Origin of the sequence: Paracraurococcus lichenis, from assembly GCF_030657435.1 — a bacterium.
Classification (GTDB): Bacteria; Pseudomonadota; Alphaproteobacteria; order Acetobacterales; family Acetobacteraceae; genus Paracraurococcus; species Paracraurococcus lichenis.
In genome coordinates this window covers 1-729 of the sequence record NZ_JAUTWS010000396.1, presented here as the reverse complement: position 1 = coordinate 729, position 729 = coordinate 1, and the positions used below count along the sequence as shown (strand labels likewise).

2 protein-coding genes are annotated in these 729 nt (G+C 66.5%); both read left to right on the top strand.

From position 1 onward, the window contains the following. Nucleotides 1–283, top strand: a 283-nt coding sequence (locus Q7A36_RS40455) for an ISAs1 family transposase (protein WP_305109435.1), incomplete at its 5' end; no start/stop codon positions are given. Further along, the coding region (locus tag Q7A36_RS40450; RefSeq protein WP_370655815.1) for an ISAs1 family transposase at nucleotides 235–729 on the top strand (495 nt) is incomplete at its 3' end. The genes Q7A36_RS40455 and Q7A36_RS40450, both read left to right, overlap by 49 nt.

The window sequence follows — 729 nt, the reverse complement described above, 5'->3', positions numbered from 1 at the left end:
CCACGCCAGGCCGGGCGGTGGTAGTCTGGCGATCGACGGCAAGACCCTGCGCGGCAGCTTCGACGCGTTCCGCGACCGCGCCGCCGCGCACCTGCTCGGCATGTTCGCCACCGACACAGCCCTGGTGCTGGCGCACAGCGAGGTCGACGAGAAATCCAATAAGATCCCGGCTGCTCAGGCGCTGCTCGCCGAACTCGGCTTGGCTGGCCACTTGGTCACGCTCGACGCCCTGCACTGCCAGAGGAAACCTTCGAGCTCGCCGCAAAGGCCAGAGCCGACCTGATCATACAGGTCAAGGACAACCAGCCCACCCTGCATCAAAAGGCCAAGGACCTCTGCGCCAGCGCCGCCCCGCTTTCCGCGGCTAGTAGCCGTGATCGGGGGCGCAACCGGCAAGAGGAGCGCAGCGTCACCGTCTTCGATGCCGCCGCCGCCTTCACCGACATTGAGTGGGCATCCCTCATCGGTGCCGTGATCCGCGTCGAGCGCGACGTCCTCGCCCGCAGCGCCAAGACCGGTCTCTGGAGCCGCTCTTCCGAGACCGCCTTCTACCTCGCCACCACCGCACTTCCAGCCGTTCGCGCTGCCTCTGCCATCCGGGACCATTGGAAGATCGAGAACACGTCGCACTACACCCGCGACGTGACCATGGGCGAGGACCGCTCCCGCATTCGCTGCAATCCAGGTCTCTTCGCCCGCCTCCGCAGCTTCGCCTTCAACATCCTCAAG